The 24,860-nt window shown below is 61.1% G+C and carries 21 protein-coding genes; 14 read left to right on the forward strand and 7 right to left on the reverse strand.

Features of this window, described 5'->3' with window-relative positions; translation table 11 throughout:
• The first annotated feature begins 71 nt into the window (after positions 1–71).
• From C1M53_RS27170 to C1M53_RS27195, 6 genes are all read left to right on the forward strand, one after another.
• Entirely contained in the window at positions 72–2,357 is a 2,286-nt protein-coding gene (locus tag C1M53_RS27170; protein ID WP_165358248.1) for a PAS domain-containing sensor histidine kinase, read from the forward strand.
• The gene (locus tag C1M53_RS27175) at positions 2,347–3,708 is read left to right on the forward strand and encodes a sigma-54 dependent transcriptional regulator (RefSeq protein ID WP_129415155.1); all 1,362 of its coding nucleotides are present in this window, start codon (positions 2,347–2,349) and stop codon (positions 3,706–3,708) included. Before C1M53_RS27170 ends, C1M53_RS27175 begins: the two co-directional genes overlap by 11 nt.
• A 91-nt stretch (positions 3,709–3,799) precedes the next feature.
• Positions 3,800–4,660, forward strand: a complete 861-nt coding sequence (locus C1M53_RS27180; protein ID WP_129415157.1) for a D-amino-acid transaminase — start codon at positions 3,800–3,802, stop codon at positions 4,658–4,660.
• 144 nt (positions 4,661–4,804) lie between these two features.
• Complete coding sequence (gene hfq / locus C1M53_RS27185) at positions 4,805–5,050, forward strand: RNA chaperone Hfq (RefSeq protein ID WP_018428055.1); 246 nt, start codon at positions 4,805–4,807, stop codon at positions 5,048–5,050.
• Positions 5,051–6,436: a GTPase HflX gene (hflX, locus tag C1M53_RS27190; RefSeq protein WP_129415161.1), complete on the forward strand. Its 1,386-nt coding sequence runs from the start codon at positions 5,051–5,053 to the stop codon at positions 6,434–6,436.
• Positions 6,405–6,833, forward strand: a complete 429-nt coding sequence (locus tag C1M53_RS27195; RefSeq protein WP_245488306.1) for a VOC family protein — start codon at positions 6,405–6,407, stop codon at positions 6,831–6,833. Before hflX ends, C1M53_RS27195 begins: the two co-directional genes overlap by 32 nt.
• A gap of 95 nt (positions 6,834–6,928) precedes the next feature.
• Here C1M53_RS27195 and mazG read toward each other — a convergent pair whose 3' ends face one another.
• Both mazG and C1M53_RS27205 read right to left on the reverse strand, forming a co-directional pair.
• On the reverse strand, positions 6,929–7,753 hold the full coding sequence (gene mazG / locus C1M53_RS27200) for a nucleoside triphosphate pyrophosphohydrolase (protein ID WP_129415163.1): 825 nt from the start codon (positions 7,751–7,753) through the stop codon (positions 6,929–6,931).
• A 140-nt stretch (positions 7,754–7,893) separates the two neighbouring features.
• Entirely contained in the window at positions 7,894–9,078 is a 1,185-nt protein-coding gene (locus tag C1M53_RS27205) for an amino acid aminotransferase (RefSeq protein WP_129415164.1), read from the reverse strand.
• A gap of 278 nt (positions 9,079–9,356) precedes the next feature.
• Between C1M53_RS27205 and C1M53_RS31800 the strand changes: the two genes are divergently transcribed.
• Both C1M53_RS31800 and C1M53_RS27210 read left to right on the forward strand, forming a co-directional pair.
• Positions 9,357–9,506 carry a hypothetical protein gene (locus C1M53_RS31800; protein ID WP_165358249.1) on the forward strand — a complete coding sequence of 50 codons (150 nt, stop codon included), beginning with the start codon at positions 9,357–9,359 and terminating at the stop codon, positions 9,504–9,506.
• Positions 9,507–9,587: 81 nt separating this feature from the next.
• Entirely contained in the window at positions 9,588–10,520 is a 933-nt protein-coding gene (locus C1M53_RS27210; RefSeq protein WP_129415166.1) for an LLM class flavin-dependent oxidoreductase, read from the forward strand.
• Between the two features lie 63 nt (positions 10,521–10,583).
• Here the strand turns inward: C1M53_RS27210 and C1M53_RS27215 are convergent, their stop codons facing one another.
• The 5 genes from C1M53_RS27215 to C1M53_RS32255 all read right to left on the reverse strand — a co-directional run bounded on the left by C1M53_RS27215 (position 10,584) and on the right by C1M53_RS32255 (position 16,313).
• Positions 10,584–11,951 carry an FAD-dependent oxidoreductase gene (locus tag C1M53_RS27215; protein ID WP_129415168.1) on the reverse strand — a complete coding sequence of 456 codons (1,368 nt, stop codon included), beginning with the start codon at positions 11,949–11,951 and terminating at the stop codon, positions 10,584–10,586.
• Positions 11,952–12,188: 237 nt separating this feature from the next.
• Positions 12,189–13,553, reverse strand: coding sequence for a PepSY domain-containing protein (locus C1M53_RS27220; protein WP_129415170.1), 1,365 nt, complete (start codon positions 13,551–13,553; stop codon positions 12,189–12,191).
• A gap of 62 nt (positions 13,554–13,615) precedes the next feature.
• Positions 13,616–14,005 carry a DUF2946 family protein gene (locus C1M53_RS27225; protein WP_129415172.1) on the reverse strand — a complete coding sequence of 130 codons (390 nt, stop codon included), beginning with the start codon at positions 14,003–14,005 and terminating at the stop codon, positions 13,616–13,618.
• A gap of 134 nt (positions 14,006–14,139) precedes the next feature.
• Positions 14,140–15,120 (reverse strand): TonB-dependent receptor, encoded by a 981-nt coding sequence (locus C1M53_RS32250; protein WP_245488307.1) that lies wholly within the window; start codon positions 15,118–15,120, stop codon positions 14,140–14,142.
• Positions 15,117–16,313 (reverse strand): TonB-dependent receptor plug domain-containing protein, encoded by a 1,197-nt coding sequence (locus C1M53_RS32255; RefSeq protein WP_245488308.1) that lies wholly within the window; start codon positions 16,311–16,313, stop codon positions 15,117–15,119. Before C1M53_RS32255 ends, C1M53_RS32250 begins: the two co-directional genes overlap by 4 nt.
• Before the next feature lie 199 nt (positions 16,314–16,512).
• Between C1M53_RS32255 and C1M53_RS27235 the strand changes: the two genes are divergently transcribed.
• From C1M53_RS27235 to C1M53_RS27260, 6 genes are all read left to right on the forward strand, one after another.
• Positions 16,513–17,511: an AraC family transcriptional regulator gene (locus C1M53_RS27235; protein ID WP_129415174.1), complete on the forward strand. Its 999-nt coding sequence runs from the start codon at positions 16,513–16,515 to the stop codon at positions 17,509–17,511.
• A 209-nt stretch (positions 17,512–17,720) separates the two neighbouring features.
• Positions 17,721–20,300: an ATP-binding cassette domain-containing protein gene (locus C1M53_RS27240; RefSeq protein ID WP_207213044.1), complete on the forward strand. Its 2,580-nt coding sequence runs from the start codon at positions 17,721–17,723 to the stop codon at positions 20,298–20,300.
• Positions 20,297–21,997 carry an ABC transporter ATP-binding protein gene (locus C1M53_RS27245; RefSeq protein ID WP_129415176.1) on the forward strand — a complete coding sequence of 567 codons (1,701 nt, stop codon included), beginning with the start codon at positions 20,297–20,299 and terminating at the stop codon, positions 21,995–21,997. Before C1M53_RS27240 ends, C1M53_RS27245 begins: the two co-directional genes overlap by 4 nt.
• A 16-nt stretch (positions 21,998–22,013) precedes the next feature.
• Entirely contained in the window at positions 22,014–22,256 is a 243-nt protein-coding gene (locus C1M53_RS27250) for a hypothetical protein (RefSeq protein ID WP_129415178.1), read from the forward strand.
• A gap of 44 nt (positions 22,257–22,300) precedes the next feature.
• The gene (locus tag C1M53_RS27255; RefSeq protein WP_129415180.1) at positions 22,301–23,827 is read left to right on the forward strand and encodes an ABC transporter substrate-binding protein; all 1,527 of its coding nucleotides are present in this window, start codon (positions 22,301–22,303) and stop codon (positions 23,825–23,827) included.
• 96 nt (positions 23,828–23,923) lie between these two features.
• Positions 23,924–24,853: an ABC transporter permease gene (locus C1M53_RS27260; RefSeq protein ID WP_245488309.1), complete on the forward strand. Its 930-nt coding sequence runs from the start codon at positions 23,924–23,926 to the stop codon at positions 24,851–24,853.
• Positions 24,854–24,860 lie beyond the last annotated feature (7 nt).

Genomic DNA, 24,860 nt, shown 5'->3' on the forward strand with positions numbered 1-24,860 from the left:
CAGACGTCTTGTTGCATATTCGCCACAATGCGTTGCATAGATGCTACGCAACCATGACAGCAAGCGGCGAAATGGCTGAGCAGGCCATACCATTGAGCGGACCATTGTTTCGGAGATCCGGTGTGCAGGAGGCCAGGCGGCTGATGGCGCTTCCCGGCATCCTCGCGATCATCGGCGCCCTGCTGACGGCCGCGGTTTCCTTCGCCATCCTGGTCGGTGCGACACCGATCACGCCTGATCGGACAACGACATTGTGGCTGATCGGCCTCAATGCACTGTTCATTTTCTTCCTGGTGGCGCTCGTTGCTCGAGAAGCCAGGCGAATCATCATGGCTCGTCGCGTCGGCAAGGCCGCGTCTCGCCTGCATGTACGCATTGTCCTGATGTTTGCGCTGGTCGCTGCGGTTCCGGCGATCCTGGTGGCGATCATTGCGGCCATCACGCTGAACATCGGTCTCGATCGCTGGTTCGAGATCCGCACCAAAACCATCATCAATTCGTCGCTTTCGATCGCGGAAGCCTATGTCCAGGAAAATGCCCGCAACCTGCAGGGCACGACCTTGTCCATGGCTTATGACCTGGACAGCTCGCGCACGCTCTACGGGCTCGACAGAGGCGGCTTCCTGGACCTGATGAACAAGGAAGCGATCGGCCGCGGTCTGGCTCATGCCGCACTGGTCAAGGAGGACGGCTCCTTCGTGATGAGCGCCAAGACAGGCGCAGACTTCCCCATGCCGGGGCCACCCGATGGGGCCGTCAAGCAGGCGGTGGACGGCAAGCCGCTGCTGATCGAGCCGCGCACGCGCAACATCATGGGCGCGATCATCAAGCTGAAGGAGATCGAGGGGCTTTATCTCTACACCATTCGCGTGGTCGATCCGGAGGTGATCAGGGCGCGGGAGATCGTGAGGGCAAACACCGCGGAGTATCGCGGACTCGAAACCAATCGAGGGTTCTCACAGGTCGCATTTGCACTGCCCTACATGTCGCTGACGCTCATCGTCATCCTATCCGCGATCTGGACCGGTATCGCCGTGGCGGATCGCCTGGTGCGCCCTATCCGTCAGCTGATCGGCGCAGCCGACGAGGTGGCGACCGGAAATCTCGATGTCTCGGTGCCGGTCCGCAATTCGGACGGTGACGTTGCGCATCTGGGGGATACCTTCAACAAGATGCTGCTGGAGTTGAAATCCCAGCGCAATGAAATCCTGACCGCCAAGGATCTGGCCGATGAACGGCTCCGGTTCTCGGAAGCCGTTCTGGCGGGGGTGACCTCGGGCGTCGTTGGTGTCGATCCCTTCGGCACCATCACCATTGTCAACAAGTCCGCCGAGGCGATGCTGGCGATGTCGTCCGAGACTGCGCTGGGACAGAATCTGTCCGCTGTGCTGCCGCATGTCGGGCGCGTGCTGGAGATCGGCCGCAAATCCGGCAAACCGGTCTATCGCGAGCAGGTGACCTTCTTCCGCGCTGGTTCAGAGCGGACTTTCAATGTCCAGGTGACGATCGAGGAAGACCAGGACGAGGCCTATGAGGGTGAGAAGTCCTACGTCGTGACCGTGGACGACATCACCGATCTCGTGACGGCACAACGCACCTCTGCCTGGGCCGACGTTGCCCGGCGCATTGCTCACGAAATCAAGAATCCGCTGACGCCGATCCAGCTTTCGGCCGAACGCATCCGGCGTCGTTATGGCAAAGTGATCACCGAAGATCGTGAAGTCTTCGACCAATGCACGGACACCATCATCCGGCAGGTCGAGGATATCGGGCGCATGGTCGACGAGTTCTCGTCGTTTGCGCGCATGCCCAAGCCGGAAATGAAAGCGATCGATTTGCGCGAGCCGTTGCGCGAAGCCTCGTTCCTGGTGGAAGTCAGCCGGTCCGACATCGCATTCGAACGTTCCTTTGGTGACGAGCCGCTCAAAGGCACCTTCGACAACCGACTGCTGTCGCAAGCATTCGGCAATGTCATCAAGAACGCCGCCGAGGCCATGGAAGGGCTCGAACGGGCACCCGGTGAAAAAGGTGTGATCCGTGTCCAGGCAGCGTATGTCGACGGTTCGATCCGGGTCGATGTGATCGACAACGGCAAGGGGCTTCCGCGTGAAAACCGGGGTCGGCTGCTCGAGCCATATATGACGACGCGCGAGAAAGGCACCGGGCTTGGCCTCGCGATCGTCAAAAAGATCGTGGAAGACCATGGCGGGCGGCTTGAGCTGCACGACGCCCCTGCCGACTTCCACGGTGGGCGAGGAGCCATGATCAGCATCATCCTTCCCGCCGGTACGGCACCACGTGGCCGGGAACTGGTGGAAAACGAACGAGAAACTGAGAAGGTCGGTAATGGCGTCTGATATTCTGATCGTCGACGACGAAGAAGACATCCGTGAACTGGTGGCGGGTATCCTGAGCGACGAAGGCCACGAAACCCGCACGGCGCACGACGCGGACAGCGCGCTGGCCGCGATCGCTGACCGCGCGCCGCGCCTCATCTTCCTCGACATCTGGCTGCAGGGCTCGCGGCTCGACGGCCTGGCCCTGCTCGATGAAATCAAGACCCTGCATCCCAACCTGCCAGTGGTGATGATTTCCGGTCACGGCAACATCGAAACCGCGGTGTCGGCCATCCGTCGGGGCGCATATGATTTCATCGAAAAGCCGTTCAAGGCGGACCGGCTGATCCTCGTCGCGGAGCGTGCGCTGGAGACCTCGAAACTGAGGCGCGAGGTTTCCGACCTCAAACAGCGCAGCGGCGAAACATTCGACCTGATCGGCATGTCGTCGGCGATGAGTCAGTTGCGGCAGACCATAGAGCGTGTCGCACCGACCAACAGCCGTATCATGATCATGGGACCATCGGGCTCGGGCAAGGAACTGGCGGCGAGAGCCATCCATGCCTTGTCGGCACGCAAGAGCGGGCCGTTTGTCACCCTGAGCGCGGCCAACATCACGCCCGAGCGCATGGAGATCGAACTGTTCGGTACCGAATCGAATGGCACCGAGCGCAAGGTCGGGGCCCTGGAGGAAGCACATCGCGGCATCCTCTACATCGATGAAGTCGCCGATATGCCGCGCGAGACGCAGAACAAGATCCTGCGCGTGCTGGTCGAGCAGCAGTTCGAACGGGTGGGGGGTACCAAGCGCGTCAAGGTCGATGTGCGCATCATCTCGTCAACCGCGCAAAACCTCGAAGCCATGATTGCCGAGGGCCGCTTCCGCGAAGACCTTTATCATCGCCTGGCTGTCGTGCCTGTGGCGGTGCCCGGACTTGCGGAGCGACGCGAGGACATTCCCTATCTGGTCGATACCTTCGTCAAGCAGATCGCGAGGCAGGCGGGGATCAAAGCGCGCCGCATCGGCGACGACGCGATGGCAGTGCTTCAGGCGCACAACTGGCCAGGCAATGTGCGCCAGCTGCGCAACAACATCGAACGGCTGATGATCCTGGCGCGCGGCGACGATGTCGAGGCACCGATCACCGCCGACCTGCTGCCGTCGGAAATTGGCGATGTGATGCCACGCACCCCCAACCAGTCGGACCAGCACATCATGGCGCTGCCCTTGCGCGAGGCCCGTGAACAGTTCGAGAAGGATTACCTGATCGCCCAGATCAATCGCTTTGGCGGCAACATCTCCAAGACCGCCGAATTCATCGGCATGGAGCGCTCCGCCTTGCATAGAAAGCTTAAGTCTCTCGGTGTTTGACCAGCCGTTGCGGGGCGGCTGGACCATGTATTTGTCCGATACGCGGTCATCGGAATCGCGTAAGAAAACCTGATATTTCAGAGGGTTCGCCATGCCGCGCATTGCTTATGTCAACGGACGCTATGTCGCCCATCGCGATGCCGCCGTGCATATCGAGGATCGTGGCTACCAGTTTGCCGACGGCGTCTACGAAGTCTGCGAGGTGGCACGCGGTTTCATCGTCGACATGAAACGCCATCTTGACCGGCTTGATCGCTCCCTGCGCGAACTTCGCATCGAATGGCCGGTCGGCAGGAAGCCGCTCGAGATCGTGTTACGCGAGGTTGTCAGGCGCAATCAGGTGTTCAATGGACTGGTCTATGTGCAGGTGACGCGTGGTGTCGCCAGCCGTGACTTCCTGTTCCCCGCAGACACGATGTCGTCGCTCGTTGTGACCGCCAGGAAGGTCAATCCGGCGCTTGCGGCCAAGCGGGCGGAAGACGGCATCAAGGTCATCACGGTGCCGGAGAATCGCTGGGATCGCGTCGACATCAAGTCGGTCGGGCTGTTGCCTAACGTGCTGGCGAAGCAGAAGGCGAAGGAAGCCGGAGCTCAGGAAGCCTGGTTTGTCGACGAGAACGACAACGTCAAGGAAGGTGGGTCGTCGAATGCCTGGATCGTCACGAAGGAGGGTGTCCTGGTGACGCGACCTGCGGACCATGGGATCCTGCGCGGCATCACCCGTACGACGATATTTGACGTTGCGGCCAAGCTTGGCCTGAAGATTGAAGAGCGCGGTTTTTCCGTTGCCGAAGCCAAGGAAGCGCGTGAAGCCTTCATCAGTTCGGCAACGACAATCGCCATGCCGGTGGTGGCCATTGACGGACATACCGTTGCCAATGGTCATCCGGGCTCGATAACACTTTCGTTGCGGCAGGCGTTTTTTGACGTTGCGGAAAAAAGTCCGGCCTGATAACCGGCACAACAGGAATGGACATCAATACATCTCGTTCTACTTGTCGTTGTTCACGACAAGCATGTCTGCAAGCTTGACATATGCCGAGTATTTTGGCGCACTGGCATGCATACCGAAGGGGATCGGCGAAAGATAAGAACAATGGCAGAGCGTTCGCAAAATCTTCAGGACCTGTTCCTGAACTCGGTGCGCAAGAGCAAGAATCCACTCACAATCTTCCTCATCAACGGCGTGAAATTGACCGGGGTGGTGACCTCGTTTGACAATTTCTGTGTGTTGCTGCGGCGCGACGGGCATTCGCAGCTCGTCTACAAGCATGCCATTTCCACGATCATGCCGAGCCAGCCGGTTCAGATGTTCGATGGTGAGGAAAGCCAAGGCGGCTAATTGACCAGGCAGGACGACGCGAGCCGGAAGGGCCGCGGGCAATCGGCACATGATGAGGGCGCGGGCTCCGGAGAGGCAACCCGTGCCCTCGTAGTCGTTCCCGTGCTGCCGAATCACACAAGGCAGGAAGACGACACCGGTCGGGTTCGGCTGGCACGCTCACCCGAGGCGCGGCTGGAAGAGGCCGTTGGTCTGACGCGAGCCATCGATCTCGATCCCGTGCAGGCATCGATTGCCGTCGTCGCTGAACCGCGACCGGCTACGTTGCTCGGATCGGGAAAGGTTTCGGAGCTGGCCGAGGCGGTCAAGGACAAGCGTGCCGAACTCGCCATCGTCGACCATCCGCTGACGCCGGTGCAGCAGCGCAACCTCGAGAAGGAACTGAACGTCAAGGTTCTGGACCGGACCGGCCTCATCCTCGAAATCTTTGGCGAACGCGCCCGTACCAAGGAAGGTACGCTGCAGGTCGAGCTGGCGCATCTCAACTATCAGAAGGGTCGTCTGGTGCGATCCTGGACCCACCTTGAGCGTCAGCGCGGTGGCGCCGGCTTCCTGGGCGGCCCCGGTGAAACGCAGATCGAGGCCGACCGTCGCGCGCTGCAAGAGAAGATCATCAAGCTGAAGCGTGAGCTGGAGACGGTGCGGCGCACGCGTGATCTGCATCGAGCAAAGCGAAAAAAGGTGCCTTTTCCGGTGGTTGCGATCGTCGGTTACACCAATGCAGGCAAATCGACACTGTTCAACAAGCTGACCGGCGCCGGCGTTCTGGCGGAGGACATGCTGTTTGCAACGCTCGACCCGACATTGCGGCGGGTGCGCCTGCCGCACGGCACACCGATCATCCTTTCCGATACGGTGGGTTTCATTTCCGACCTGCCAACCCATCTGGTCGCCGCTTTCCGAGCCACCCTCGAAGAGGTGGTGGAGGCTGACCTGGTCATCCATCTGCGTGACATCTCCGATCCGGACACCGCCGCGCAGGCAGAAGACGTCGAGCGCATCCTGGGCGATCTCGGCGTCGATGCCGCCGACACCAATCGTGTCGTCGAGGTCTGGAACAAGATAGACCTTTTGGATGAAGGCAATCGCGAGCGCCTTCTGGCGGAAAGCACCGATGCAAAACGCCCGCCGATCGCCATTTCGGCGGTGACGGGCGAGGGCATCGACGCCCTGAAGGCGCTGATCGAGACACGCGTGTCAGGTGAGCTACAGTCGGTCGAGATCACCTTGCAGCCCGCGCAACTCGGCATGGTCGACTGGCTTTACCGCAACGGGGATGTCGTCAAGCGTACGGACAATGAAGACGGCAGCGTTTCCCTGTCCCTGATGGCGACCGAAAGCGCGCGCGAAGAGATTGAAGGTCGGCTGCGACGCAAAAGCGGTTGAGATGCCCGGTTTCCCCAAGATGCGGGTGGCGAGGCCATCCGACGACCTCGAAGCTTTGCTGCGCTTTTATAGAGACGGCCTCGGCCTTCAGGTCCTGGCGCGCTTCGATGATCATGACGGCTTTGACGGGATCATACTGGGGCAACCGAACGCTCCCTACCATCTGGAGTTCACGACGGCTCACGGTGAGGTCGCTGGTCGAGCGCCAACGGATGATAACCTTCTTGTCTTTTATCTTCCTGATCAGACGATGTGGGAGGATGCTGTCGCTTCGATGAAGTCGGCGGGTTTTGACCCGATCCCATCATTCAATCCGTATTGGGACAGGGTTGGCGTCACCTTCCAGGATCCGGATGGATATCGTGTCGTGCTCCAGCGGGCCGAATGGAGCCGCTAGGTCGGCTCCGGTGCTCACGGAAATTCATCCAACTCTTTGTTTTAGATAACTCCGGACGCAAACCGCTGCGCCTTTGCTGGCATTGCTCCAGGTTTTCAGCCGGCACCTTTCGCTTGCTGCCAAAGTGCTTCCATCTCGTCCAGCGAGGCTTTCTCCAGGCTGCTGCCGGAGGTGTCGAGTGCCTGCTCCACATAGTGGAAGCGCTTGCGGAACTTGTCGTTGGTACCGGAGAGGGCAGCTTCCGAATCGACCTTGAGATGGCGGCCGAGATTGACGACAGCAAACAGCATGTCGCCAAATTCATCCCTGATTGAAGCGGCATCGCGCTTGGCCAGGGCTTCGCGCAACTCCGCGATTTCCTCTTCAATCTTGTCGAGGATCGGTTCGGCTTCGCTCCAGTCAAAGCCGACTCGGGCGGCTTTCTCCTGCAACTTCAGTGCCCTGGTCAGCGCGGGCAGGGCAACCGGCACGGAATCCAGGAAACCCTTGCCGTGATCTTCCGGATCCAGGCCTCGCGCCAGCCTTTCTGCGCGGCGCTCCGCTTTTTCTTCTGCCTTGATCTTTTCCCACATGCCCTTGGCCATTCCGGCGCTGCGGGCGTCTTCGCTGCCGAAGACATGGGGATGGCGACGGATCATCTTGCGGGTGATACCTTCGACCACGTCGCCGAAGGCAAATTCACCTTGTTCGTCAGCCATTTGGGCGTGGTAGACGACCTGAAGCAGGAGGTCGCCAAGTTCCTCGCGCAGATTGTCGATATCATTGCGCGCAATGGCGTCGGCCACCTCGTAGGCTTCTTCGATCGTATAAGGGGCGATGGTCGAGAAATCCTGCTCGATGTCCCAGGGGCAGCCAGTGACCGGCGCACGCAGGGCGGCCATGATCTCGATGAGGCGGGAGATGTCCTTGGATGGTTTCATGGCCAGAGCCTATTCCGCATCGGGCAGAACGGCCAATGCCGCTGAATGGCATTGGCCTCTTGTCCACAATCTCGCGGAACCATCCGGAGCACCGCGCGTCGATTGTGCTTCTCGAATATCGATTCCGATTTCGAAGCGCGCTATTCGAGTACCGAAACAATCGCCTTGGCGAGCTTGTCCAGGCCGTCTTCCGGCAGGCCGGCCACATTGATGCGGCTGTCGCCCACCATATAGACGCCGTGTTCGGTTCGAAGCCGATCGACCTGCGCTTCCGTCAAGCCGAGGCGCGAGAACATGCCACGATGCTCCGCAACGAAATCGAAGCGGTCCGAATTGGACTGCCTGCGCAGCGCCTCCGCGAAAGCGACGCGCAGCCGCAGCATGCGCTGGCGCATTTCCTCAAGCTCGGTCTCCCAGTCGGCGCGCAGCTTCTCGTCCTGCAGCACGATGCGGACCGCAGCAGCGCCATGATCCGGCGGCATCGAATAGAGCGTGCGTGCCGCTGCCAGCATGTGGCTCAGCGCGATGTCTGCTTCCGCGCCGTTCTTCGCCAGGATCATCGCGGCGCCGACACGATCGCGATAGACGGCGAAATTCTTCGAACAGCTCGAAGCGACCAGCATTTCAGGCACTTTGCCGGCGATAAGGCGCAGGCCGGCAGCATCAGCTTCGAGGCCTTCACCGAAACCCTGATAGGCAATGTCGACAAAAGGCAGCAGGCCGCCTTCCACCAACAGATCCGCCACTTTGGCCCACTGCTCGATGGTGAGGTTGGCGCCGGTCGGGTTATGGCAGCAACCGTGCAACAACACCGCGTCGCCCGGCTTGGCGGTCTTCAGCGTCGCCAGCATGTCGTCGAAGCGGACCGAACCGCTTGCCGCATCGAAATAGGGATACTCGGCGATGGTGAGACCAGCTTCCCGCATCATGGGGATGTGGTTCGGCCAGGTCGGATTGGAAATCCAGATCGTGGCGCCTGGCCGGGTACGCTTCAGCAGTTCGGCGGCCAGTCGCAACGCACCGGAACCGCCCGGCGCCTGTGCCGCGCGGATGCGGGTGAGGTCGGCGCCGTCACCGAAAACCAGCCTGGTCATGACTTCATTGAAGGCGAGATCGCCTGCAAGGCCAAGATAGGTCTTTGTGTCCTGGTTCTGCAGAAGCCGCGTTTCGGCCTCGCGCACCGCCCGCATGACTGCCGTCTTGCCGTCACGATCCTTGTAGACGCCCACGCCGAGATCGACTTTGTCGGTGCGCGGATCGGCACGGTAGAGCCCGATCAGGGCAAGAATCTTGTCTGTTGGCGCCGGCTGCAGGTCTTCAAACATCTGAGGCTTTTCCATGGGCATCGCGCCGCCTTTCGGGCGCGCCGGAGTGATACGAAAATCGACCGTGTTAGGCTAGGATTATTGCGCCGGATATTGCATCCGGCTTCAACGGCACTCGCGTGTCCCGCTTTGTATGGGCCAAATTCACTGGATCCATCGGGTGGGGAACAATCTTCGACATCGCGGTCATTTTTGAGAAAGCCATCCCAATTCGGTCTTGAAAATAGCAATCGACAAAATCTACTGAGTTTATAGACTAATGGGAAATGGAGGACGCGATGGCGAATTTCCTGACCCAGGCCGGTACACGAAAGTTCCGCCACCGTGGCATTTCTGTGTCGCCTGCTGGCGGTGCGCTGCTGCCCTATGCGGTTTTCGCCGTGTCTTTCCTTTTTGCAAGCGCCTTCATCTTTGGGCTTGTGCCCTGAACTGATGCGGTCATGTGACCGCCTGCAATTCCAGAGGAGTTGAACCGCCCGCCTGTCCACCACAACAAGGGAGAAGTTGTGATGAGCGTTGTGTTCACTTTTGTATCCCCTGCAAGCACCGATCGATCAAATGCTGCCGCTGAAAGGCATGCAGTCAGAAGCCGGGTCACGCCCGCTTCGGCGTGGCGCGCAGGCTTTCAGTCTTGGCTGTCCGACGGGCAGAGCAACTCGCTTAATGTTGTCGACCGCGCTGTCGCCGGAGAAATCGAACAACAGCAGATTCTGCTGACACACGGCGCCGGCGAACTCGATCCCGTTACCGCAGCGCGCCGGCTGGCGGCATTGCAGCTTCGGCACGGCGGTCGGATTGCGCTTCGGGTGCCTGCGCGCGGACTGGTCGATACCGACCGACAGCCCAGCCATATAGCCTTCTGGCGGCGGATCGACGAATATCTGACGCTTTTGAAGCGCCTGTGGGCGAATGAAAAACCGATCGATCACGAAGGGCCGTTCTACAGTGTCGTGGGCGGCTTCGTGCCGCGCAAGAGTGCGCGCGGCATAGCGGTGCCGATCCGCATGGCGGGATTGTCCGGAACGGCCCTGAACGTTGCGGGAAAACATGCCGACGTCTTCGAACTTGCTGCCATGTCGCCGGACGAGGCCCGTTTGCTGGCCAGCCGGGTTCGTGCGGCGGCAGCGAGGCATGGTCGACAAGGCAAGGTTCGTTTCGCGTTGCCGGTTGTTTTTGACGCTGCAGGACAGGAAACCGCTGCCTCAGGTCAGTCGATCCTGTCGCAAAAGCCGGCCCAGGCTGCTCTTCAGCTGCTGAGCTTCGTCGATGCCGGGGTTTCGGAGTTCATGGTCCGAGGAATCGGGACAGCCGATGGTCTCGACGCTTTCGAACATGTGGTGTCCTTCGTTCAGAACTCCTCGTCACGGCGAGAGGCAGCCTGGGCGGCAAGCGCCGGTGTGGCGGCTGGCCGCTTCGATATGGTGCCGGCCGGCAGCCACTGACGTTCCGCAGTAAGGTATGTACGGCGGCGCGGACTGAAGTTCGCGCCGTTTTCGCTGTCGCGTCTAACGGAAACCCGGTGCCGTGCGCTGCGTCAGTTGTCCCGCGAGTTTGGCAGTCTGATTGCGGATGTCGGGCACTGCGTCGATTTCAAAGAATGTTCCGCGAGTGAGCGGGCCGACGGCAAAGAGACGGTCGGAGGCGCTGCCGCCACGGTCGATCACGGCACAATCCAATGTCACATCGAGGCCAAGCCGCAGTGGATCAGCCCGGGCGAGGCCTCGATCGGTCAGGGACCTGATGACCGCGACCGAGCCGGTCGAGACATCCTTGACGATGCCTGTGCAGTCGTAGATGCGGGCAACCCGCAAGGTTTCTGTATCTCGCGACCTGCGGGGCAGGAGTTTCACCAGCCTGTCGCCATTGTCGGAGGCCGTGCCGACCACGCGTGCGGCGAGCAGCTTCAACTGGCCGGAGCGAACTGCCTGGTTCACGCGAGCATGGATCTGTGGTGGCATGCGATGGCGGTGGATATCCCACCATGCCTTGGTGTGTTCCAGAAACCGCCGCTTTGCGGTGGATGGCCAGTTTTGCCAGATCCGCTGGTTGAACGGCCTCAATCCATCGACCACATCACGCCAGTTGCCGCCGGCTTTTTCCGTCTCGCGGACCAGTTTGTGAAACCAGTCGACGAAATAGGACAGTTCAGTGCCGAGAGGAATGTCGGCACTGTCCAGTTTGATCGGATTGCCTTTCTGGTGCGGCCAAGGCAGCAATCCACGCCGCGAGACGGCCGTTATCTCTCCCTTGTGTCCCCGGTGCTCGAGCGTCAGCCAGGCATCGACCATGCTCAGTCCGGTGCCAAGGATGAGCACGGGCGCGTCCGGATCCAGGGGCGTATCGTCGGCAGAACCCATGCGGACCGCGAAGTTCTGGTCGGGCGCGGGCTCCTGGTCATGACCGGTGGCCAGGACAGCTATATGACCGACAAGGCTGGTGCCATCAGCAAGACGCGCTTCGACACCGGCCGGCGTCGTGACGACGCCGGTACATTCCTGCCTTATCAACCTCAGGCGCCCGGTCGTGCGCTCATCTTCGGCGAGGCGCTCGAGTATGTCCTGCAGATAGCGGCCATAGGTGCTGCGAGATGTGTAAACCGGACCGGTATCGGTCTGAACAAGCTGCTTTTCCTGAAGCCAGCGCCAATAATGGGACGGATCGTCGGGATAGGCACTCATGTTGGTGGCTGCGACGTTCAGCAGGTGATCGGGCAAGGCGGCGGAATAAGCCATGCCCTTGCCGAAGCTTTCGCGGCGTTCGATCACAGTGACACGCAGGCCCGGATCGTTCGAACGCAGCAGATGCGCAGCCAGGATGACGCCACTGGCACCGCCGCCAATTATGATGACGGAATTGCGCGAACGCTCGATCATCGTCGCTCCTCCCTTAAGTCCATAAGAATAGTAAACTTAAGGATGTTTGCGCGAAACGAAATCCTGAAATTACGAGGGAAGATGACAAGCTAGTTCGGTTCATCGGCTCGAAAATGGAATTGCTTTGCTCGGCAAGGCCTGGAAGACGTATAGCCATCCGAACGGGTCGGCTCACCTGCCGACCATATGGGCAACTGGGACGCAGGCTGACCGACTACGCCCCAGAAGACCGGAAGGCTATGCGGTTCTCGGCCCGCGTATCCTGGAATACGTCCAATCCAGAGCCAGCATGATCACAAGCGAAATCCCGACCAGCGGGAAGATGAGGCCGCCGACAAGCAGGATGGCGAGCAGGCCGCGAAACACGCGGTTGTCCCCGGGCTGCGGCGGGACGCCGAGTGAGCCCGATGGCCGTCGCTTCCACCACATGATGCCGGCCGAGACGGCAAGCATGACGATCGCGATACAGACGGCAAGCAGTACCAGCTGATTCACAAGACCGAACTGCTGGCCCATGTGGACGCTGATGCCCCATTCAATCGCTTTGGCAAACGGCCCGTAGTCGGCGTAGCTGACATCAATAAGTGGCTTGCCGGTGTACTGGTCGAGATGAACGACCCGCTGGCTCGCAAGATCGTCGGGGAAGACCGAACCGGTATACACGCCTGATGCGTCGGCCGGCAGGTTGACCGCATAACCCTTGTGAAGACCAAGCTTCTCAAACGTGGCGACGGCTTCATCAAGGCCTACGGGTTGACCGTCTTGTGCCGGAGATTGCGGCACCTTGGCCTGCTCCAGAGACCAGGACATCTGGGCAACGTGATTGGCGTGTTCGTCCGACATGGGGACCCCGGTCCAGACGCCGTTGGGATAGCCGTAGTTGTTGCCGTTCACCCAATCATTGACCTTGGCGCCCCAGACGCCGGACCACGGCATTCCGGTGATTGCCAGGAACACGATGAAGAAACCGACGAAGACGCCTGTCACGGCATGGGTATCGCGCCAGAAGACACGGCGGCGCGGCGTTCCCCTTACACTCAGCACCCCTCCGGTCTGGCGCCGTGGCCACCACAGATAGATGCCGGTGCCGACCAGCAAAATCGACCAGCCACCGGCGATCTCGATGAGGGCGCGTGTGAACGAGCCGAAATATTTGAGACTGTGCAGGTAGCGGATCGTCCACATCACCGTGCCGCGGTCGGGCAGGGTGCCGAGCACCTTACCAGAGTAAGGATCGACATAGACGGCGAGCTTGCCCTGATCGGACGTCTCGACCGTCACTTCGGCGGAACTGTCGGGCGAGGCGGGGTCGGTGAATTTGACGGCCGTTCCCGGATTGGCGGTCAGCGCTGCGGCGACCATCTGTGAAGGTGCTGCCTTTGTCACGCCTTCCTGGATTTCGACGCGCTTGAGGTCGGAATGGATGATGCCGTCGATCTCATCCTTGAACAGATAGAGCGCTCCCGTCAGCGCAAGCGTGATCATGAAGGGCAGGACAAGCAGACCTGCGTAGAAATGCCAGCGCCAGACGGCGCGATAAAGGTCGGACGCGGAGCGCGCAACGATGCCTGCGGGCTCCCGCCCGAGGGTGAGTTCGGACATGGGTTTCTCCTGACGTTGTGAAATGCACGACAGCGTCGAGCCGTCGTGTTCGAACAGTGTGGTCAGGAAAGGAGTGGTGGTGCCCTCGGGCCTGGAACGAAGCCGCGCAACGAGGGCGTGAACGGGTTCGACGCAAGCGGCAGGCGAACTGGCTCAGCTCTGGTCGCGGTCAGATAGACATGATCTTGTCCACCCACGACGGCCGGAGCAGCCAAACCCGCGATGTTGCACAGGGCAGCGCAAGGGCAGGTGCTGCCCTTTCCGGCTGGTCCGGTTGGATCCGACGAAGACTCCGCGCCATCGGTGGTGCAGATGACATGCAGCGGATCGGCGGCCGAGGCGGCCATCGCGCCCTGGGTCATGCCGGAGACGAAAGCCTGCAGCAGGAACAGATAGACAAGGATGGCTGCAACGGCCGTGGCCGTCAGCCTGTCCCTGAAAATGTCCCGCATCGCTCCCATCGGCTTCAGATGCCAGACTCCCGGCCTGAAGTCACTGCGGCAGATGGGTTGCGGTCGCTCGCATCGGCATTTTCCCGGGCTGGGGCGCCTCGGCCGGCAACAGCCACAGCGACTGGTGCGTTACCTCACCACTTGACCGTAGCACCGGCTCCGAAAACGCGGCCGCGACCGATGTAAACGCCGCGTACGCCGGGCGCCATCGTCAGCGAGTAAGCCAGCGGCCGCTCGTCGAGCAGATTGTTGACGAAACCGTAGAAGCCGTACTTCTCGTTTTCCCAGCCGATGCGGGCATTGATGGTGTGATAGGGCTCCAACTCTTCCTTGTCGGCGAGATCGGAGACGCGCGTCCCGACATATTGATAGCTGACGTTGGCGGTAAAGTTGCCGCTTACCCCCAGCGCCTCGCCGGGCAACCGATAGCCGAGGCCGAGATTGGCGGTCCACTCCGGCACCTGTGGCACCCGGTTGCCTTCGCGCGCACCCGTCAGCATCGATTCCGCCGTCACGTCGACCATCTCGGATTTCGTGTATCCGATGCCTCCCGTCAATTCGAGGCCGTCGGTCAGCTCGGCGGAGCCGCCAAGCTCCAGGCCGTAGCTGCGGAAATTCTGGTTGGTCATGAAGACGCGCATCGTCGCCAGATCGAAACCGCTGAGCTGGCCGTCGCGCACATCATTGTAGAAAACAGCCCCGCGCACGGCGATGCCGTCGGCCAGATTGGCTTTGGTGCCGATTTCGTATGTCCAGCTCTTGGCAGGGTCGAATTTCAACGAAGGCATGCCGAACCCCGCATATTGTGAGGTCTTTTCGAAGCCGCCTGAAGCATAGCCGCGGGCGATGGAGGCATAGCTCATCACGTCCGCGTTCCAGTTGTAGGCGATCGCGGCGCGTCCGGTCATGTAGGTATCCGAGGTCTCGCTGGCCTGTTGGAACGCAGGGATCGTGCCGGGGAAACCATTTGTCACGTAGTTGCCGTCGAACGTCTGGCGATCGTGCGCCAGTCGAAGTCCACCCGAAATGGACCAATGCTCATTCAGCGGGACAGTCGCGTCGCCGAAGGCGGCATAGGTTTCGCTGGTCATCTTGTTGTCGAAGGTGCCGTTCATCGTCGGGAACGGCGTCCTGTCTTGCGATGGAAGTCGTAGTCGGAACGCAGGTAGCTTGCTCCTGCAACCCATTGCCAATCTGATGACTCTGAGGAGTTCAGGCGGAACTCCTGGGTAAAGATGCGCTCTTTCTCGTCCGAATCAACCTTGTCGGCTGCTGGGTTGAACAGGAACTGCGGCGGCAGGCCGAGATAGGGGCCGTAGAGATAGGAATCCGTGAAGTCGCCGAAGTTCGAGACGCCGATGTCCTGATAGCTGGTTGTCGAGGTGAAGCTGACGTTCTCGAAGTCCTTGCGGATGTTGATCGTGCCCTGCGCGATGGTGCGCAGGTTCTTTGGCTCGACATCTTCGCCGCTGATGGGGAAGTCGGGGTGATTGTAGAGCAGATAGGCGGGGTTGTTTCTCTGGTCGCGGCTGTATGAGCCGCTGACATCGATGGTCCACGTCGCGTCGGGCGTATAACGCACGGTTCCGCGCGCCGCGCCGACCTTGGCGCCACCGAGGTCCTTGTCGAGGTATGGGTTGGGGACATCGCCGTCGTACTTCTGCAGGCGCACAGCGCCGCGACCGGCAAGTACGTCGGGCGAGATCCAGCCGCCGGCTATACCTTCGACAAAGGCGTGACCGTTGCTGCCGATCTCGGTGTTGACGCGGAAATCGCGTTCGCCATCCGCTGGCCGGCTGACGACGTTAATGGCGCCGGCAAGGGCGTTGCGCCCGAATGTGGTTCCTTGCGGGCCGCGCAGCACTTCGACCTGCTCGACATCGAGCAGGGGTGGGGCAAAACCGATGACGCTGGTCGGCACGCCATCGACGGAGAAGCCGACCGTGGAATCGAAGGAGTTGAGCGGGCCGCCAAGTGTCGAAACACCACGGATATTCAGGTAATTATCACCGAAGCGCGAGTAGTCGACGAAATTGGTGTTGGGCGCCTTCCTGGCAATATCGGCGCCTGAATCCAGGCCGGAGGCTGGAATATCCTTGGACTGGATCACCGTCGCGCTGACCGGTGCCTTCTCTTCCACTTCGGTGCGCTTTCGCCCGGTGAGCACGATCTTGTCCAGCACGGTCGCACCTTGCTCGACCCGGGGCGCTTCCTGGGAAGCAGCCGGTTGCGGTGTCATAACGACCGGCAAGCTCAACAGAGCGGCAACGCCGCAGGTCAGCGACCTGCGATATGCTTTCAAGCGCATTGGATCCCCACGCAGTTCAAATGCGCCGGCCGGGGCGGACCCTAGCCAGCTTCCTAAATCATGATTATAATTATCAGGTATTAGCCACGCGGCTGGGCGGCCGCAATCGCGTCACTATCGCGGCAGCAAGCAAAACCATCGCGGGAAACAGAAACCGCGGTTCTGCGCGCCGGCCGTGCTGGATTCGGGGATATCGTGCATGGGTGCTTCAACAGCCATCGTGGGGGACTTTTCTGTCTCCGATCTGCTGCGTGAAGCCGCCGAGCGCGCGATCACCATCGAACACCGAGTTCTGGCTGGGACGTCGATCGAAACCCCGGCTATGTCCGGCATGCTCAAGGCCGATGAGGTTCAGCCCGGCCTGCTGATGTCCGGCTACGACATCACCTATCTGAAGGACAGCGGCCTGGCGATCGAGATCGAGCCGTCGCTGCTGTGCACGGTGCTGCTCGATGGCAGCAGCGAGCCGCTGCTGCTTGATGGCCTTTCCTCCGTCGCCCACAAACCGGGCAGGATAGAGGTTCTCGGTTTCGGCTCGCGCCAGGCCGGAGAACGTGTCTGGTTCACCGGCCAGCGAGCGAGGGCTTTCGGTATCACCGTCAAGCCGGATTTTCTCGATCGTTTTGCGAGCAGCGTGGACAACGACAGCCTGTCCTGCCTGAGAGAGTTCCTGCGACCGGGTTTCCGGCGTGTGACCTTGCCGCACCTTGCGCGTGCGGTGGAGATCGCCAACGAGGTGCTGGACCACCCGTACGAAGGAAACCTGGCACGGCTTTACCATGAGAGCCAGACGCTGCGTTTCCTGCTGGAAATCGCCATTGCGCTGCATGAGCAGGAGCGCGTCGGCCGGAAGATCGGGCGGCTGCAATACGAAAGAGCGCACAACGCTCGCGAGATCCTCGATCGGCGCCTTGCCGATCCGCCCAAGGCGCTCGACCTTGCCCGTGAGGTCGGGGTGAATCTCACCACGCTGCAGTCGAACTTCAAGCTTGCGTTCGGAACGACGATCTTTGGCTATGTCCGGGTGCAGCGGCTGAAGATGGGGCGCATCCTGATGTCGGAGCATGGCTTGCGCGTCGCCGAGGCTGGCCGCCATGTCGGGTTCTCGAATCCGGCGGCTTTCACCGCCGCATACAGAAAACATTTCGGCCATCCGCCGACTGCTGATCAGGTGCGCGGTCAGCAACGGCGGCATTGAGACCGGCAGGTTTGCTGGCGCGATAGTTTTCCTTGATTTCGCGATAGCGGCCCCGGTTGCGGTTCCCGGGGCTTGGCAGTTATTTCATGATTTGAATAGTCATGTTTTCCTGAGGCTTTGAGCGTCGGGCAAACACCAGGCGCAACCCATCGATCCTGTCGGGACCCAATCCGTCGGCGCTGGCGATTGCGCAGGCAGCGAGGATGGCGATGGCACGCGGTTTCCAGAACGCGTTGATGAAGGCTTTTGGCGCGACCGAGCACGTCATGACCGTGCTTAGCGTCGAGGATCTGGCACCTGCCTTTCGTCGAATCCGTTTTCATGCACCGACCATGATCGACGGACGCGAAACACCGACCGCCAGCTTCATCCGTTTGTGGGCTCCCGATCCGGATGGTTCCGACAAGGTTCACCAGCGCGGCTACACGCTGATTGATCCGGATCCGGAAAGCGGCGAGGTTACTTTCGATTTTGTGCTTCACCAGCCGGCAGGTCCGGCGGCGAGTTGGGCCATGGCGGCCAGACCCGGTGACGCGATTACGGCCTCCTACATATCCTTTACCAAGTTCGATACCCCCGAACCCGAACCGGAAGGCTATCTCCTGATCGGCGATCCATCAGCCATTCCCGCAATCAACAGCATCCTGGCTGTTGTTGCGCAGGAAGCACGAATTGTCGTGCTGCTCCAGGAGGTCTCGGCGGGCGACAGGGCCATTCCGATTACCGCGCATCCGAATGCCAGCGTGGAGTGGGTTTCACAAAGCACAGCCGAGGCTATGGCGGGCGCCATTCCGCATCGCGACTGGTCGAATTGGCACGCCTGGCTCGCGGGCGAGGCCAGGATGGTCAAGGAAGTGCGCGCGTGCCTCAACAAGCAGCATGGTTTTCCGCTCGCCGATATCCAGCACCGTGCCTATTGGGTGCGGGGCAAGGCGATGCGCTTGCGAAAGGACCACGGCGCGGAGGAGGCCGAGCCGGCCGTCGAGGCCAAGGTCGCCGACCAGGCGGGGCGGGTGACGGAGCCACCAACGTCCGAACCGGCGCCCGCCGCGGGACGCTGGCGCTCCCAGCGCGGGCTCGAACTTCTGGCGCCACTGCGATGGAAGCTGCGGGCCGCCGGCCTGCTGCAGGGGTTGATCTCGCTGATGCGTCTGGCACCGTTCGTCCTGCTCGCAGAAATCGGCCGCAAGCTGCTGTCCGGTGAAGCCGGCTGGAGTGCATACCAGCCGTTGGTGATCGCGACGCTCGCACTTTATGGGGCGGCGACCTTGTTCGCTTCGATCCTGCTTCTCTGGCTGCATGTGGTGGATGCCGATTTCGGTCGCGATCTGCGCCGCATCGTGATCGACAAGCTCGGCCGGCTGCCGCTCGGCTGGTACACCGAGCGAAACGCTGCTTCCGTTCGCCAGTCGGTGCAGGAAGATGCGGGCCGCCTGCACTACATGGTCACGCATGCGGTGCCGGATGCCGTCGCCGGGGTTGTCACGCCTGTTGCGGTCATCCTCTATCTTTTCACCGTCGATGCGGGCCTGGCGGCAATGCTCTTCCTGCCCATCATCGCTTTCATATTCCTCTTCAGCCACATGATGCGCGGCAATGGTGACAATCTGGCGCGGGTGGCCGATTTGACGAAGAAAGCCAATGCCGCCGCGGGTGCCTTTGTCGACGCGCTGGCCGTGGTGCGCGTGTTTGGCGGCAACGGGCGCGATTTGCGTGCGGTGCTGGACGGCCAGGCGATGTTCCTCAATGGCTGGCAGCGGCCGATGGCAGGCCGCAAAGTGCTTTCACAACTTGCCATTCAGCCACCCACCTTCCTCCTGTTGATCGTCGCCGGGGGCATGTGGCGTATCGGTACCGGTGGAATGACGCCTGCCGATATCCTTCCTTTCATTTTCCTCGGCACGGCTTTCGGAGCGCAAATCATGGCCGTGGCATACGGGCTCGTGCCACTGCGCGAGGGGCGCCTAGCGGCCCGACGCATCGGTGTTTTGCTGGAGGAAAAAGAGCTCGATCGCCATAGCTCGAATGTTGACCTGCCTGACGGGCCGCTGACACTGCGGTATCGCGATGTTTCCTTCGGCTATCGTCCTGGCAAGCCGGTGCTCAAGCGCATTTCGCTCGAACTGAAACCCGGCACGATGACCGCCTTGATCGGACCGAGCGGCGCGGGCAAGTCGACGCTGGCTGCGCTTCCGGGGCGTTTTCACGATGTAACGGAAGGCGCTATCACGCTGTCGGCCGGGAGCACCGAGATCGACATCCGCGACCTCAGCCCTGAGGTTCTCAACAAGCGCATCGGCTTCGTGTTTCAGGACGTTTGTTTCATCCGGGCGTCGGTTCGCGACAACATCGCACTGTCCAGGCCTGGTGCCAGCGACACTGAGATCGAAAGCGCGGCGCGTGCTGCCAACATCCATGACAGGATCGCCCGGTTGCCACGGGGATATGACAGCGTCGTTGGCGAGGACGCCTATCTTTCAGGGGGCGAGGCGCAACGCCTGTCGATAGCGCGCGTTCTTCTGGCCAATCCGCCGATCCTGGTCCTCGACGAAGCGACGGCATTTTCCGATCCGGAATCGGAACATCTCGTGCAGCAGGCGGTCGCCGCGCTGACGCGGGACAGGACCGTCCTGGTCGTCGCGCATCGACTGCACACGATCACGCGGGCCGACACAATCGTCGTGATGAAGGATGGCAGCATCGTACAATCTGGTCGTCACGAAAGCCTGGTCGCCACTCCGGGGCTCTATCGGGACCTCTGGCATGCCGGAGAGGAGGTCGCGGCATGAGCCTGCTGGTCCCGAAGGAAGCTCGGCGCCATATCGCGCCCTACGTTGCCTGGGTTATTTTTGCCGCGCTGGCGCGCGCGGCTGCAGCGCTTGCACTCTTGCCTTTGCTCGGGGCGCTGTTCAGCGCCGGTCCGCAAGAAGCGCTGCCATGGCTCGGCGTGCTTGCCGCCGCGATCGCGGCCGGATGGTTTGCGGAATCACGATTAATCGTCCGTGCCTTCGATCTGGGCTTTGCCGTCGCCAACAGAACCAATCACGCACTCATCGATCACTTGCTGGCCGTTCCGCTCGGGGAGTTCCGCGCGAAACAGCAGGGCGAGGCCAAGCGTGCGCTCGCCGGTTCAGTGCCCGAGCTTTTCGCTGCCTTCGTCAATCTTTGCGGCCAGATAGGCATTTCGCTGCTGCTGCCACCGCTCATCGGCATCAGTCTGCTTTTCGTGTCCTTGCCGCTTGGTCTGGTCGCCGTGGCCGCCGTGCCCGTTCTCCTGGCGGCGCTGTTTTTGGGAGCCAGGTTGATGCGGCAGTCGGAAGCGGCTTTTGCAGCCGCTTCCGAAGAGGCTGCCGAGCGAACCGACGAGTTCGCAAAGGCGCAGCTGATCCTGCGCGCGGCCGGCCGCCTCGGTCTCGAGGGCACGCCACTCGGAAATGCGGTCGAGCGGCAGCATCGCGCCGGGCTTCGCATGCTCTGGTTCACGGTGCCCGGCACCTTGTTGTTTTCGATTGTCTTTCAGGTGGTGCTCGTTGCGCTCATCGGCCTGATTGCCTGGCTCGTCGCTACCGGCAAGATCGATGCGGCCGGGGCCGTCGCGCTCATCGTCGTGACGACGCGCTATCTTGAACCCTTCATGACGCTCTCGGATCTGGCGCTGGCACTGGAATCCGTGCGCGGTGCCTGGCGACGCACTGTGGACATCCTGGCTCTGCCAACGTTACGACATCCAGCAACAGATGCAGTTGCCGGTGCGCCGGATGTCGAGTTTTGCGATGTCGATTTCGCGCCGGGCGGCAATGTCGTGCTGGAGGGCGTCTCCTTCAAGGTGCCCACCGGTTCGACCACCGCGATCGTCGGCCCCTCCGGCTCCGGCAAGAGCACGATCCTGTCGCTGATTGCCAGGTTCCATGACGTCGATGGCGGCAAGGTCCTGGTGGGTGGACAGGACGTCCGCGATTACCACCCATCGAGCCTGATGGATCAGGTGGCGGTGGTTTTCCAGACCGTTCAGCTGTTCGAGGGGGGTATCAGGGAAAACATCCGGATTGCGCGTCCCTCCGCAACCGACGATGACGTTCAACAAGTGGCGAACGCGGCCAGGGTCGATGAAATCGTTACGCGTCTGGGAACATGGGACGCAGCTGTCGGGGAGAGGGGTTCCGCGCTTTCCGGTGGCGAGAGGCAGAGGGTCAGCATCGCGCGAGCGTTGCTGAAGGAGGCGCCAATCCTGTTGCTCGACGAGGCCACGAGTTCCCTCGACACCGGCAACGAAGCGGCGATCGCCGCTGCATTGCGGAATTTTGCCAACCGTACCGTGTTGATCGTCGCCCATCGGCTGGAGACCATCGCACACGCTGACAACATCGTGTTCGTGGAGAACGGCCGGGTAGTGGAAGCAGGTCCGCGCGAGTCCCTCATCCGCGCCGATGGGCGCTTTGCAGCCTACTGGACGCATCGACGCGCTTCACTAGCCTGGCAGTTCTAGGCTTTCAATCACAGCAATGGCCAATCCCGAGCCCGGTCACATCGACCGGGCTGACCTGCGCATGGGCGCTGCGGGTTGCCGGGTGCTTGGGATTTCCGGCAAAAAACGCCGTTCTTATCTGCCTGCAAGCAAAGGAGCTCGTGCGCCAGGTTCGTACCCGCTGAAAAGAGCATCGAAATTGCTGGTCAATGGCACAATGACCTTGACATTATTTGCGATCTGCGATCGCATAATGACGCCGGCTGGAATACTGTTTTGACGGCGAAAACAAGAAGGCGCAAAGCGCCCCAGAGGGAGTTTCAGATGAAAACGATGATGAGGGCGTTGCTTGCGGCTGCGCTGGGGTTGGTGGTGCTCGCGCCGGGCGGTTATGCACAGGCCGAGTCGGTTATCCGCATCGCATCGCCTTATCCGGCGACGACGCTCGATCCGTCCCGCTCCGGCGCGGCCGGCAATATCGAAGTTTTCGGGCAGCTTTATTCACGCCTTTTGCATCGCAATTTCGAAACCGGCGAACTGGAGCCAGGGTTAGCGGAAAAGTGGGACATCTCCGCTGACGGTTTGACCTATACCCTGCATCTGCGCGACGCCAAGTTCTCGGATGGGTCGCCGGTGACAGGCAATGATGTGGCATTCAGTCTGGAGCGTGTGCGTTCGGACAAGGAGTCGGCCCTGCCATCGCCTCTTGCGGCAGTGGCGTCGATCTCGGCGCAGGATGCCAAGACCGTCGTCATCAAGATGAAGCATGCGTTGGCACCCATGCTGGCCAATCTTGAACTTTGGAATGTCGGCATCGTTTCCAAAGCCGACGTCGACAAGCGCGGTGTCGATGGTGCCTTTGCCTCGGTGCCGCTTTCGTCAGGGCCCTACATGGTCAAGGAATGGAAGCCAGGCGAAAAACTCGTGCTCGCCCCCAATCCTCACTACTGGCGCCAGGGTTATCCGAAGTCGGATGCGACCGTGGAATTGCTCGAGATCGCCGAGCCTGAAACGGCTGCCGCCATGCTGAAGACCGGTGAAGTCGAGGTCATGCGCGGTGTCAACTGGTCGCAGGTCGATGATCTCAAGGCGACCGATGACATCGACATGCGCATGGAGCCGTCGAATGTCATCTTCGTCTCGCTTCTCAATCACGGCCGCGAACCATTCTCCAATCTCAAGGCAAGGCAGGCGGCCGCTTACGCACTCGACAACAAGGCTCTGACCCAGGCCGTCACTGGCGGCTATGCGAAGCCGGCGAACACACCGCTCCCCGGATCGTTGCAGTTCCACGATGACAACTATCCCGGCATCGTCGCCGACATGGAGAAAGCCAAGCAGTTGCTGGCGGAATCCGGCATGGCAGGCAAGGAAGTGAAGATCATCCTGGGCGGCGGCTCGACCAACCAGCAGATCGGGCTATTGATGCAGGCACAGTGGGAAGCGATCGGGCTGAAGCCGGTGCTCGTCAATGTCGATACGCCTGGCTGGTGGGATGCGACCGGCAAGGGCGAGTACGATGCAACGCCGACCTGGTGGATGAATGAAGTGACCGATCCGGACCTCGCGGTGCGCTGGGCGCTGTGCGGCGAATGCGACTCGCATGCCTTCAACACCTTCTACAACAACAAGCGGCTCAACGAGCTGACCGAGCAGGGATCGCGCGAGCAGGATCCGGCCAAGCGGGCCGTCATCTATCAGGAGATTTCGAAGATCGCCACGGAAGAGGTCTCGCAGATCCCGCTTTATTACTCGCCTTATGCAATCGCCTATTCGAAGCGTCTGAAGAATCTGAAGATGACTCCGGCAATGCAGTGGACGCTCGAAGAGACAACGATCGAGCAGCAATAGATCCTCCCAGAGGCGGTGCGGTGCTGAAAGGCACCGTGCCGCTTTCTTTGCGCCGGCCTTTGCCGGCTTGGTTCCAGAAATGGAAACGGTGGCGAGTTGCAAACAGTTCTCAGACGCATCATCCAGCTGATCTTCGTGCTCGCCGGCATCTGTATCGTCACGTTCCTGCTCGTGCATATGGTGCCGGGCGATCCGGCCCGGGTCATTGCCGGCGATCGCGCCAGCCCGGAAACGATCGAAGCGATCAGGCAGCGTTTCGGGCTTGACCAGCCACTGTGGCAGCAATTCATGACCTACGCCGGCAATCTGTTTGCCGGCGATATCGGTCAGTCCATGCGCTACAAGCGTCCGGTCGTCGCCTTGATCGGGCAGTACATCTGGCCAACGCTTTTCCTGACCGGTTATGTCATCTGTCTCGCGGTGCCGCCGTCGGTTGCATTGGCAATTGCCAGCGCGCGCCGACCCGGCAGCCTGGCCGACCAGTTCATCCGTTTCATCGGCATTGCGGGCATGGCCATTCCGGTGTTCTGGCTTGGCATCATGATGTCGCGCTTCTTCGGCGTCGGACTCGGCTGGTTTCCTGTCTCAGGCTACGGCAAGACCTTCGCCGATCATCTGCACCATCTGTTCCTGCCGGCGCTGTCGACGGCGATCTGGATGGTGCCGGTTCTGGTCCAGAGCTTGCGGGCTGCTCTCATCGAGAAAGCCTCGGCCGATTTCGTCGTTGCGGCGCGCGCGCAAGGGGCAGGCGAACGGGAGATATTCTGGCACACCGTTCTGCCCAACGCGATTCTGCCGACGCTTAACCTGTTCGGCGTCCTCGTCGCCTTCCTGATCGGCGGCACCATCATCGTCGAAACCGTCTACGCAGTGCCGGGTCTCGGCACATTGATGGTCAATTCACTGCTCGCTCGGGACTACCAGGTCGTCCAGGGCCTCACCTTGATGTTTGCGGTAACGACGGTAGCGGTGACATTCGTGGTTGATCTGGTGTCCGCCGCCATCGATCCCCGCGCACGGCTGTAGGAGATCG

This window comes from Mesorhizobium sp. Pch-S (assembly GCF_004136315.1).
In the GTDB taxonomy this organism is placed as follows: Bacteria; Pseudomonadota; Alphaproteobacteria; order Rhizobiales; family Rhizobiaceae; genus Mesorhizobium.

Excerpts from the sequence above, each read along its gene's own strand:
- C1M53_RS27170 (WP_165358248.1), top strand. The coding sequence starts at position 72 with ATGGCTGAGCAGGCCATACCATTGAGCGGACCATTGTTTCGGAGATCC.
- C1M53_RS27175 (WP_129415155.1), top strand. The coding sequence starts at position 2,347 with ATGGCGTCTGATATTCTGATCGTCGACGACGAAGAAGACATCCGTGAA.
- C1M53_RS27180 (WP_129415157.1), top strand. The coding sequence starts at position 3,800 with ATGCCGCGCATTGCTTATGTCAACGGACGCTATGTCGCCCATCGCGAT.
- hfq (WP_018428055.1), top strand. The coding sequence starts at position 4,805 with ATGGCAGAGCGTTCGCAAAATCTTCAGGACCTGTTCCTGAACTCGGTG.
- mazG (WP_129415163.1), bottom strand. The coding sequence starts at position 7,753 with ATGAAACCATCCAAGGACATCTCCCGCCTCATCGAGATCATGGCCGCC.
- C1M53_RS27205 (WP_129415164.1), bottom strand. The coding sequence starts at position 9,078 with ATGTTTGAAGACCTGCAGCCGGCGCCAACAGACAAGATTCTTGCCCTG.
- C1M53_RS31800 (WP_165358249.1), top strand. The coding sequence starts at position 9,357 with ATGGCGAATTTCCTGACCCAGGCCGGTACACGAAAGTTCCGCCACCGT.
- C1M53_RS27210 (WP_129415166.1), top strand. The coding sequence starts at position 9,588 with ATGAGCGTTGTGTTCACTTTTGTATCCCCTGCAAGCACCGATCGATCA.
- C1M53_RS27215 (WP_129415168.1), bottom strand. The coding sequence starts at position 11,951 with ATGATCGAGCGTTCGCGCAATTCCGTCATCATAATTGGCGGCGGTGCC.
- C1M53_RS27220 (WP_129415170.1), bottom strand. The coding sequence starts at position 13,553 with ATGTCCGAACTCACCCTCGGGCGGGAGCCCGCAGGCATCGTTGCGCGC.
- C1M53_RS27225 (WP_129415172.1), bottom strand. The coding sequence starts at position 14,005 with ATGCGGGACATTTTCAGGGACAGGCTGACGGCCACGGCCGTTGCAGCC.
- C1M53_RS32250 (WP_245488307.1), bottom strand. The coding sequence starts at position 15,120 with ATGAACGGCACCTTCGACAACAAGATGACCAGCGAAACCTATGCCGCC.
- C1M53_RS32255 (WP_245488308.1), bottom strand. The coding sequence starts at position 16,313 with ATGCGCTTGAAAGCATATCGCAGGTCGCTGACCTGCGGCGTTGCCGCT.
- C1M53_RS27235 (WP_129415174.1), top strand. The coding sequence starts at position 16,513 with ATGGGTGCTTCAACAGCCATCGTGGGGGACTTTTCTGTCTCCGATCTG.
- C1M53_RS27240 (WP_207213044.1), top strand. The coding sequence starts at position 17,721 with ATGGCACGCGGTTTCCAGAACGCGTTGATGAAGGCTTTTGGCGCGACC.
- C1M53_RS27245 (WP_129415176.1), top strand. The coding sequence starts at position 20,297 with ATGAGCCTGCTGGTCCCGAAGGAAGCTCGGCGCCATATCGCGCCCTAC.
- C1M53_RS27250 (WP_129415178.1), top strand. The coding sequence starts at position 22,014 with ATGGCCAATCCCGAGCCCGGTCACATCGACCGGGCTGACCTGCGCATG.
- C1M53_RS27255 (WP_129415180.1), top strand. The coding sequence starts at position 22,301 with ATGAAAACGATGATGAGGGCGTTGCTTGCGGCTGCGCTGGGGTTGGTG.